The organism is Thalassotalea sp. PP2-459 (assembly GCF_001913705.1).
In the GTDB taxonomy this organism is placed as follows: Bacteria; Pseudomonadota; Gammaproteobacteria; order Enterobacterales; family Alteromonadaceae; genus Thalassotalea_C; species Thalassotalea_C hakodatensis.
This window is the reverse complement of sequence record NZ_MKQD01000071.1, coordinates 1-7,681: the sequence shown is the minus strand read 5'-3', so window position 1 is coordinate 7,681 and position 7,681 is coordinate 1. Positions and strand designations below refer to the sequence as shown.

Genomic DNA, 7,681 nt, shown 5'->3' with positions numbered 1-7,681 from the left:
ATGGGCAAATACCCATGCTGAGCTCAGTAGTGAAATGCAATAGCGTCGATGGTAGTGTGCCTCATGTGATAAGTAACGCCCATATGAGAGTAGGGTTAAAAAGGTTAACGACAATATGAAGTGTTTCATGTTGGCCCATTTTAACCGAATGAGCTCTGCGAATTCGCGGGCCTGAATCAAGCTTTTTTTATGGACAAAATACATGGAGTACTCTCACGTGTGTAGGGTTAAAAAGGTTAACAGACAACATGAACTGTATCATGTTGGCCCGTTTTAACCGAATGAGCTCTGCGAATTCGCGGGCCTGAAACAAGGTTTCTTGCATTCTAGCTTCTAAAAAAGTTTAATTAGGTGTATTGATAGCTAATACCAATTCGCATAAATATTCGGTCATTCAGCGAGAATTAAACGCTTTAGAGGTACGGCGTTGATTGCAGAGAATGGTTATTCAGGAGAACGTACTCCTGCGTTCTCTAATAAGCTACATCCTTGTAGCGCCCTTGTTAAAATCAACAACACAGACTATGAAGCGTTTAAATTCGCCCTTTGGGAGCGTGTTAGAGGCGCGATAAATGCGCAAAACGTGTTTGATGTAGAACAACTATACCTGCACACCTTTCGCTTACTCTCCCACCTCTGACATCGCTCTGAACTGACTTAATCTTTATGCGAATTGGTATAACACATCTGACGCTATGCGTGAATACTAGTTGCAAACCTTAGTTGTTAAACTCAAAGAGACAGGTATGTAGTTTTCGCCACGTTTTATCTAAAAACCTTGATTGAATAATAAAGATTTATTACTGGTGTGATGTTAAAATCTACTTTTTTTATAACGTAAAAAAATTATGGCAATTAACTGGTATCCAGGGCACATGCACAAGGCCCAAAAAGAAATTAAAGAAATTTTACCGCAAATAGATGTGGTCATTGAAGTTTGTGATGCTAGGTTACCTTTTAGTAGCGAAAACCCGATGATCACCGAGATAAGAGGTGATAAACCACTTATCAAAATTCTCAATAAGAGTGATCTTGCAGATGAAAATATTACGTCATTATGGTTGGAGCATTTAGAGACACAACATAATGTAAAAGCGATCGCTTTAACAACCGATAATCCGAGTATAGCTAAAACAATTCCAAACTTAATTCGTAGTTTAGTGCCAAATAAAGATCAAACAGGAAAACAGATCAATGCAGTCATTATGGGGATACCTAACGTAGGTAAATCGACGTTATTGAATACTTTAGTAGGCAAAGCTAAAGCTAAAGTAGGAAATGAGCCTGCGGTCACAAAAGGTCAACAACGTATTAGACTAGAAGAAGGGTTATACCTTTATGATACACCGGGTATGCTTTGGCCTAAAATAATAAATGAGAACAGTGGTTATCGTTTAGCAATTACCAGTGCGGTAAAAGATACAGCCTATGATCATGATGATATAGCTTGTTTTGCGGCAGATTATTTAATTGAAGCTTATCCTCAAAGGCTTCTTGAGCGTTATAAATTAGTTGAATTACCACAACGTGAAATTGAGCTAATAGAAGCAATTGGCAAAATTAGAGGCTGTGTTAAAAGTGGAGGATTAGTTGATTTTACTAAGGCTTCAACTATTTTGATTAATGAGATTAGAGATAAAACGTTAGGGCCAATCTCATTCGAAACACCTGATATGATCTCTAAAGAAGCGGCTTATTTCGAAGCACTTGATAAACAAAAAATCGCTGAACGTGAAGCAAGAAAATTAGCCCGCGGTCGTGGTAGAAAAAATAAAAGGAAATAGGAGATACAATGGAATCTTTCCAGTTAAATGCAATGTTAAGTAACGATACAATTGAATTGTTAGAGTTGCCATTATGTAAACTATTGCTAATGAATGACAATCAGTATCCTTGGTTTGTACTCGTACCTAAGGTGCATAATATTCAAGATATTTACCAGTTAGATTGGCAACAGCAACAGCAGCTTTTAAATGAATCTAGTATGTTAAGCGAAGTACTTATGCAAGTATTTCAGGGTAAAAAAATGAACGTAGCGGCATTAGGTAATATTTGCCCTCAATTGCATTTGCATCATGTAGTTCGCTTTGAAGAAGATAAGGCTTGGCCGAAACCTATTTGGGGGTTGCTACCAATGAGTCCCTATAATGATACAGAAATTGAGAAAATTAAGCATAAATTGCTGCCAGCGTTAAAACTGATATTAGATAAATAAGGCTTGTCGTGTTAACGCTACAAGTGGTGAATGTTTTCAATGTTGAGATTGAATAAGATTAAAAAAGGCGAGCGGGTGAATATTTTCAGTTAGTTTCGTTTCTATTTCATCGAGTGACTTTAATTTTTCACAAAAAACCATTGCCTTATTTTCTATTGAAGTTACCTTTGCGCTCATTTCTAACTCTAGTTCCTCTCCCATGGTTTCCATCCGTTCGTCAAACGTTTGTACACGGCTTTCACCAGTACCTTGTGGTTTATTTGTCATGGCCTCACCTACAGCAAGTAAAATTGTACCAATTGATTCGGTTACAAGCGTTTCGATTTCTTGCTCGAATTCACCAGCAAAAATCTCACTAAAATCATCAAAATCTTGAGGTGCAATATAATAACTTTCATCACTATGATTAAAGCGCTTTCTTAATCGCCATTGCATTTCGTCAAAACGTTTTTGAAGTTTCTGATGTGAAGCACTATTTTCACCTGTTACACCAGCTATGACTTTGTTGACGGCTTTAAGGCCAACATCAACGCCTTCGATTGCAATAGAGACAATTTCAGGTATTTGAAAACGTATCCCTTGAGAGTATTCAGAAATTAATAAGCGTTGCTTGTCAGTTAACGGGATTTCTCTTCCTTTGACAAAAAGTTGTTCGTCATTGTTGATTTGAACGATAGTGATATCACGTTCTAAAATTCGAATATGTGAAGGGTCAATAATAATTCCATGTTGGAAATTAATATCGCATTTGCTTGCGTTAACATTAAATGTAAAAAAGCTACTTAAAAAAATACCGGTAAGTAGCTTTGAGATGATAGTTGACTGACTTTTCATTATGTTACAATTGGATCTATTATAATTTTACGCTCTTTATAGCGCATTCTACTTGGGCCATATTCACGCTTTGTTTTTTCGTGAAAATCGCCAACAGTCATTTGTACGCTTTGATAAATACGTTCTGTTGCCTCAACACATACACTTCCCATGTATTGATTAACTTCTTCTTCGAGTAATTCTTTATCACTGATGTATTTGGCCATTTGCTCTGCATGGTGTTTATAGGTAGAGATGACTTTATTAAGCATGTCTGGGTTTACTTTATCTTTCGGTAATTTTCTTAGCTTATTACTGGCTTCTTTTAGTTCATCGACTTGTTTAGATTCTACCTCTATTTTCGCATCTAATTCAGTGATTTGCTCATTAAAGTGCTCTAGTCTTTTTGCAAAGGTGATAATTGTTGCGCTTCCTGCTGTTGCTCCAACTGTGCCTGCATGTATCGATTGTCCTACGGTAATGTGTCCTGCAATCAGCTTACCGTTAGCTTTTTCATCAGTACCAACCCATACTCTTTCTTCGGCTTCAATAATAGTATGCATTAACTGATTTTCTATTCGAAAATTATTGCATGTTATATCAGCATATTGGCAATATTTTGCAAAAATAGTGCCTTTCGCTTTCAAGTTAGCACTCATGGTGATATCGGTGACTTTTAGATCATCTACTTCTTGTTTCTTGCCGATTATACCACTGCCGATGGTAATATCGCCGCCTGAGTTTAAGTAGGAAGATTCAACAAAACCACCAACAGTGATATCGCCTCTAGCGGTTACTTGCATTCCTTCACATACGTCACCATCGATGATAACACTGCCTTCAAAATCGATATGACCTGTGCTTACATCTACATTTTTAATTTTGTAAACTTCATCAACCTCCATACCGTTATCGATAATGCGTGGTAAACCAACCCTTGTTGATACAAGTACATCTTCATTTTTTGGGCTTATCGTTGTACCTTCACCGGCTTGTAAGGTGCAGTCATCTCCAGGCTTTGGCTCCAGGGGGGTACCAGTTACCGAAAACCCTTTAATTCCATCTGTTAATGGAATTTTTCTCGCTAAAGGATCACCAATTTTTACACAGATAATATCACCTAAATCACGCATATCTACTGAACCATCTTCGCGTTCTTTAGGGCGTAGAATTCTGTCTTGTGCACTTTGTACTAAATGTTTAACCTTGGCATCTTTACCATCGATAGGATCTTTACCGTACGCAATAGAGCCTTTTACGATACTACCAGGGGGCTCTTGAGCAGCGTGTTGGGCAAGTTTTACTAATTCTTCTTTACTAAACCCTTTTGTGACACCTGCTTGTTGAGCAGCCGCTAATATTGCTTTGGCTGTTAGATGTTTTCCGCCCAGGGCAGTTGAAATTTCAGCGGATGCAGTCATTTCATCTTTGTCGATTTCAATGGATATTTTAGCATCCCGTCGCTCAAGCACTTGATAAGAGATTTCACGACCAGATTGGCCTTGTTGAAGGGGCTTTAAAACACTGTTAAGTTCAGCAATAGCATTTTTTATATTACCGTTGTCAACATAAAGACTTGTATACTCAGAAGCATCGATAAGTTCATGGATAGATACCTCAGTAAGCGACGTCTGATCTTTTATCGGCTGTAGTACCAAATCAATATTGTTTTTTTTATTGGGAACTAAAGTTGCCTTTGTCACGCTTTATACTCTCTATTTGAACACATGTTTAAATATAGTTTTCTTGGTGAATACGAATGAAGTTTGGAGTGTTAACTTTTGAATAATCTATTTTGTATTCTTTATTATCAAGTGCCTGCACAAAGATTAATGTTTTTGTTTCACCAAATACTTCCGTGGCGGCTACATCAACTACATCTTGGTAAGCTTTTTTAGCATCTGATTTTTTTTGGGGAAGTTCACCTTTAAAGATACCTATGCCTCGATTACTGACAACAACAACAGGGTGGCTGCCGTTAATGATTAATAAATCAAATTTTCTCATTTTGTGAATGATGGTATTTCGACCACTGGTGATGAAGTTCTTGTCAATCAAAATGTGCTCCTAGGAAACTAAAGCATTATTCGCATGTAATGTAGCAGCATAGATATTTCTCTATTTTGGTTAGTGTACATGCGTTAATAAGTTGTAGATACAGTATATCGTATAGTAAATATATAAAGTTTTGATTTGCTACGCAATAAATAACCTCATAATGCGAGAAATTGAGGCTGCTTTTACATTCTTGCAACAAATTATTGTTATTTTTTGTACATTGGTGACTGTTTGCTCATTAATATCTCACGTCTCAGTAAATCTAAAGCTCGATGAGCAACAGATATTTGGAATGATTGTCTGTCAGATTTTATTATAAATTTTACTGTTCTAATCGTAGTAGAAGTGCCCCAAGCTATCCAAACGGTTCCCACTGGTTTTTCATCACTGCCTCCATGCGGACCAGCAATACCAGAAACGGCAATTCCAAAATCAGCATTTGATTTTTTTATTGCACCAAGTACCATTGCTTTAACTACGGATTCGCTTACTGCCCCATGCTCTACTAATAGTTCTTCAGGCACATCAAGTAAGGTTTGTTTCATATGATTAGAATAAGTAACAAAGCCAGCCTCAAACGATTCTGATGCACCTGAGATATCAGTAAGCAAACTGGCTATCAATCCACCGGTGCATGATTCAGCGGTGGTAATTTTTAGATTTTTTTCCTGCAATAAAGATAAAACATGCTCTGCCATTGTTGGAGGTGCTCCATCAAATTGGCATAACACGTGATCTCCTAATAAATGATGTATTTTTTCTTGCCACTGTTGCAGCAGAGGTAGGGTATTTTTTTTGTGTGTTGTTAACTTCACTTCTAACATCGGTGTGCAAGCTCGAAAACCTAATGAGATTTCAGCAGGCCACTTTGGGAAATGATTATGTATTAATTGTTGAATAGAAGACTCACCAATACCGAAGACTTGAAGTTTTCTGACTTGATATGCAAAATTTTGTGTTACGTTGTCTGCAAATTGCGGAATAATATGTTGCTCTAACATTAATGCTAATTCACGAGGAACACCAGGCGTGCAGTAAATATGGCATTGGTGATGAACAATAGAAAATCCCACTGCGCTACCAATATCATTTGCAATGATGTCTACACCTTTTGGTAGCATTGCTTGTTTGATACTGGCGTCTGTAATCGGGTAGTTTCTTTTATCGCACCAATTTAGTACATGTTGATAGGCTTGATTGTTTTTTTCAATAGGAACATTAATGGCTGTAGCTAATGCTTGGGCTGTTAAATCATCTACCGTTGGACCAAGACCTCCGTTGATAATTAATATGTCTGCTTGTTGACTTAATGTATTTATTTCTTCGATCAGTAATGATAAATCATCAGAAACTGTCGTTTTTTTTGCTATTTTTAAGCCAAAAGGGATTAATTGTTGTGCGATCATCGCAGAGTTTGAATCGACGATATCACCGTTCATGATTTCATCGCCAGTTAACAATAATTGAATGTTTAATCTAGACATAAGGTTATGTTTTAAAGTGCAATAACATTAATTTACCTTATTTTGCCTTTTTGTTTAAACCTTTTCGCGTATGTGAGTTACTAACTTATTAACTCAATAAAAAGGACTCGTTCATGAAAAATGAAATATTACTAACCCTTAGCTTATTAATGTTAAGTTCAGCAACACTTGCAGACGTAAAAGATGAAATTAAACAAACGTTTAATGTTAATTCTTCAGCGGCTGAGTTTCGCTTAAATAACGTTAACGGCGATGTTGATATTATTGGGTGGAAAAAAGATATTATCAGCGTCACAGCAATTATTACTGCAGAAGATCAAGAAGGAAGAAATCGGATAGAAGTGGATATGCAGGAAAATAGCCGAGGTGTTTCGGTAGAAACACGTTATAAAAAAACTAATTGGAATAATAACTCTTCAGGCAGTGTTGATTACGAAGTTAACGTGCCAGTAGGTACTAGGTTATCAGATATTGAACTAGTTAATGGTTCATTAACGATTAAAAATGTATCAGGAGCGATGAAATTACAAACCGTAAATGGTGGCATTGATGCGACAGGATTAGCAAATAATAGCGAGATCAGTTCTGTTAACGGTAGTGTTGATGTTAGCTATATTGATGGTATAGAACAGCTTGATGACATTAGTATTGAAACCGTTAATGGCCGTGTTGTTTTATCATTACCAGCAAATATAAATGCTGATGTTGAAGTGGAAACTATGCACGGAAGTATTAAAAATGATTTTGGTCTTAGCGCAAAGAAGAACATGTTTACGGGTAGATCGTTGGAAGGCATGATTGGCAGTGGTGATGTGCAGGTAGACATTGAAACAGTCAATGGTAGCGTAAAGATTAAGAAAAATTAGCATTGACCATTCGTTTATACCAATTCGCATAAAGATTAAGTCAGTTCAGAGCGATGTCAGAGGTGGGAGAATAAGCGAAACGTGTGCAGGTATAGTTGTTCTACATCAAACCCGTTTTGCGCAATTATCGCGCCTCTAACACGCTCCCAAAGGGCTGACGGATCCCCATTTTTATATAACTGAACATATTTGATAATAAGCTAAAAAGTTTTCTCGACTTTTCTGTAGATAGTGATTTTTAATTT

7 protein-coding genes are annotated in these 7,681 nt (G+C 36.9%); 3 read left to right on the top strand and 4 right to left on the bottom strand.

All coding sequences use genetic code 11. The features are described from left to right. Window positions 1-848: 848 nt before the first annotated feature. Together ylqF and BI291_RS16115 are read left to right on the top strand one after the other, a co-directional pair. Window positions 849-1,784 carry a ribosome biogenesis GTPase YlqF gene (gene ylqF, locus BI291_RS16120; RefSeq protein WP_074500046.1) on the top strand — a complete coding sequence of 312 codons (936 nt, stop codon included), beginning with the start codon at window positions 849-851 and terminating at the stop codon, window positions 1,782-1,784. Between the two features lie 8 nt (window positions 1,785-1,792). After that, window positions 1,793-2,215 carry an HIT domain-containing protein gene (locus tag BI291_RS16115; protein WP_074500043.1) on the top strand — a complete coding sequence of 141 codons (423 nt, stop codon included), beginning with the start codon at window positions 1,793-1,795 and terminating at the stop codon, window positions 2,213-2,215. Between the two features lie 36 nt (window positions 2,216-2,251). On the opposite strand, the gene BI291_RS16110 is transcribed toward BI291_RS16115, so the two are convergent. From BI291_RS16110 to BI291_RS16095, 4 genes are all read right to left on the bottom strand, one after another. Further along, a complete protein-coding gene (locus tag BI291_RS16110; RefSeq protein WP_074500041.1) occupies window positions 2,252-3,049 on the bottom strand; it encodes a DUF2884 family protein in 798 nt (265 codons plus the stop codon). Further along, window positions 3,049-4,731 (bottom strand): DUF342 domain-containing protein, encoded by a 1,683-nt coding sequence (locus BI291_RS16105; RefSeq protein WP_074500040.1) that lies wholly within the window; start codon window positions 4,729-4,731, stop codon window positions 3,049-3,051. The genes BI291_RS16110 and BI291_RS16105 overlap by 1 nt, the downstream gene beginning before the upstream one ends. A gap of 28 nt (window positions 4,732-4,759) precedes the next feature. Then, window positions 4,760-5,086, bottom strand: a complete 327-nt coding sequence (locus BI291_RS16100; protein WP_074500038.1) for a hypothetical protein — start codon at window positions 5,084-5,086, stop codon at window positions 4,760-4,762. Window positions 5,087-5,292: 206 nt separating this feature from the next. After that, complete coding sequence (locus BI291_RS16095; protein ID WP_074500036.1) at window positions 5,293-6,570, bottom strand: CinA family nicotinamide mononucleotide deamidase-related protein; 1,278 nt, start codon at window positions 6,568-6,570, stop codon at window positions 5,293-5,295. Between the two features lie 113 nt (window positions 6,571-6,683). Here BI291_RS16095 and BI291_RS16090 point away from each other — a divergent pair, with 113 nt between their 5' ends. Further along, window positions 6,684-7,436 (top strand): DUF4097 family beta strand repeat-containing protein, encoded by a 753-nt coding sequence (locus BI291_RS16090; RefSeq protein WP_074500026.1) that lies wholly within the window; start codon window positions 6,684-6,686, stop codon window positions 7,434-7,436. The last annotated feature ends 245 nt before the right edge of the window (window positions 7,437-7,681 follow it).

Bases quoted from the DNA above. Each gene is read 5' to 3' on its own strand.
- BI291_RS16090 (WP_074500026.1), top strand. From the start codon at position 6,684: ATGAAAAATGAAATATTACTAACCCTTAGCTTATTAATGTTAAGTTCA.
- BI291_RS16115 (WP_074500043.1), top strand. From the start codon at position 1,793: ATGGAATCTTTCCAGTTAAATGCAATGTTAAGTAACGATACAATTGAA.
- BI291_RS16110 (WP_074500041.1), bottom strand. From the start codon at position 3,049: ATGAAAAGTCAGTCAACTATCATCTCAAAGCTACTTACCGGTATTTTT.
- BI291_RS16095 (WP_074500036.1), bottom strand. From the start codon at position 6,570: ATGTCTAGATTAAACATTCAATTATTGTTAACTGGCGATGAAATCATG.
- ylqF (WP_074500046.1), top strand. From the start codon at position 849: ATGGCAATTAACTGGTATCCAGGGCACATGCACAAGGCCCAAAAAGAA.